This is a genomic window from Paraburkholderia tuberum STM678 (genome assembly GCF_902833905.1).
Taxonomy (GTDB): domain Bacteria; phylum Pseudomonadota; class Gammaproteobacteria; order Burkholderiales; family Burkholderiaceae; genus Paraburkholderia; species Paraburkholderia tuberum.
The window spans coordinates 1-1,780 of record NZ_CADFGP010000158.1 but is presented as its reverse complement, the minus strand read 5'-3'; the positions used below and the strand labels follow the sequence as shown (position 1 = coordinate 1,780).

The following is a 1,780-nucleotide window of genomic DNA, read 5'->3' as shown; positions in this document are numbered from 1 at the left end:
TTGTCGGCCGCAATGGCGCCGGCAAGTCATCCTTCTTCGGCCTTCTCAACGGCACGCTGCACGAAGACGGCGGCGAGTTCTCGATTCCCGCTGCATGGAAGATGGGCCAGGTCGCGCAGGAGATGCCGGAGACCGAGCAGAGTGCGACCGACTTCGTCATCGAGGGTGACGCCATACTGCTGGCCGCGCAGGCCGAAGTAGCCGCCGCTGAGGCCAGCGACGATGGCATGCGCATGGCGCACGCCTACATGGCCCTGCACGACGCCGGGGCACACGATGCCCCCGCACGTGCCCAGGCGCTGATCCAGGGCCTTGGCTTCAGTGCTGCACAGCTTGGACAGCCGGTCAGCAGTTTCTCCGGCGGCTGGCGCATGCGACTGCAGCTGGCGCGCGCGCTCATGTGCCCGTCGGACCTGCTGTTGCTCGACGAACCGACCAATCACCTCGACCTCGACGCGCTGGTCTGGCTGGAAGCGTGGCTCAAGCGCTATCAAGGAACCCTAGTAGTGATCAGCCACGATCGCGAATTCCTCGACGCGGTGACGCAGGTGACGGTGCACGTCGACAACGCCAAGCTTGTGAGTTATGGCGGCAACTACAGCAAGTTCGAAGAGATGCGCGCCGAGCAACTGCTGTTGCAGCAGGCCGCGATGGCCAGACAGGCGGACAAGATCGCCCACCTCCAGAAGTTCATCGACCGTTTCAAGGCGAAGGCCTCGAAGGCGAAACAGGCGCAGAGCCGCGTCAAGGCGCTCGAACGCATGGAGAAGATCGCACCGGTGCTTGCCGACGCGGAGTTCACCTTCGAGTTCAAGGAGCCCCTCAACGTCCCGAACCCGCTGTTGTCGATGCTGGACACGAGCTTCGGCTACCCCGCGCCGGCCGGCGCACTGCCGGGCACGCCGCCCACGGTCATCGTGCGGGGCATCAACCGATCCGTGCTGGCCGGGCAGCGGATCGGCATCCTCGGTGCCAACGGCCAAGGCAAGTCCACGCTGGTGAAGACGGTGGTGCACGCGCTAGCGCCGATTGCCGGCGAAATCAGCGAAGGCAAAGGCCTGAACATCGGCTACTTCGCACAGCAGGAGCTCGACGTGCTGCGCCCGCTTGACACGCCGATGGAACACATGATCCGCCTTGCAAGGGACACGCCGGCTCACTTGCGCGCCCCCGGCCAGAGTGGAACCGAACAATCGCTTCGCACCTTCCTCGGCACTTTCAACTTCAGTGGCGACACGGTCCATCAGGCGGTTAGCACGATGAGCGGCGGCGAAAAGGCGCGGCTCGTGTTGTGCATGATCGTGTGGCAGCGCCCCAACCTGTTGCTGCTCGACGAGCCTACCAACCACCTCGACCTGGCCACACGCGAAGCGCTAGGCATGGCACTCAACGAATTCGAAGGCACAGTGTTGCTGGTCAGTCACGACCGGGCCCTGCTGCGCGCGGTATGTGATGAGTTCTGGCTGGTCACCAAGGGCGGCGTCGAGCCCTTCGACGGGGATCTGGACGATTACCAGCAGTTCCTGCGCGACGAAGCCCGTCGCATGCGCGAGCAGGCTGCCGCAGAGCAGAAGGTCATCGCCTGAGTTATCTCTTGGCGGGTGGCGCGCGTTGCATGGCGGGCGACGCGCGGACGTTCGCCAACGTCTTCAGCATTCGTGCGGACAAGCGCGCTCCAATGCAAGGTATCGGTAGAGTCGAGATGTGGCGCGGTGGCAGTAGGTTCGGTTTGTCTGTTCTCCGCCCCTTTCGTCTGGCGGTGCCCGAGTAACCTCACCCT

Annotated in this window: 1 protein-coding gene; it reads left to right on the top strand. The window is 64.2% G+C overall.

The window, feature by feature from the left end; translation table 11 throughout:
- Positions 1-1,586 (top strand): ABC-F family ATP-binding cassette domain-containing protein (locus HWY30_RS40700; protein ID WP_176079051.1); only part of this gene is annotated, 1,586 nt, incomplete at its 5' end.
- Between the last annotated feature and the right edge of the window lie 194 nt (positions 1,587-1,780).